This window comes from Pseudomonas sp. 51_B (assembly GCF_017491595.1).
Taxonomy (GTDB): domain Bacteria; phylum Pseudomonadota; class Gammaproteobacteria; order Pseudomonadales; family Pseudomonadaceae; genus Aquipseudomonas; species Aquipseudomonas promysalinigenes.
The window spans coordinates 1-234 of the sequence record NZ_JAFGYW010000636.1; the positions used below are offsets into that span (position 1 = coordinate 1).

1 protein-coding gene is annotated in these 234 nt (G+C 57.3%); it reads right to left on the reverse strand.

What is annotated here, in order from left to right; genetic code table 11:
* Positions 1-234: amino acid permease (locus J5M56_RS26510; protein ID WP_207938252.1), on the reverse strand; the 234-nt coding region annotated here is incomplete at both ends.

Sequence of the window (234 nt, forward strand, 5' to 3'; positions counted from 1 at the left end):
ATGCAGCGATGATGGCCGCGGGGGTGTTACCTTCGCCGAAGATCGGGAAGAAGTAGCCCAAAGTGCTGAACAGCAATACGAAATAGCCGACATTCCCTAGCCAGGCGCTGATCCAGTACCCCCATGCCGAGGAAAACCCCATGTACTCGCCGAAGCCAGCTTTGGCGTAGGCATAGACTCCCGAGTCCAGTTCAGGTTTACGGTTGGCCAGCGTCTGGAACACGAACGCCAAGG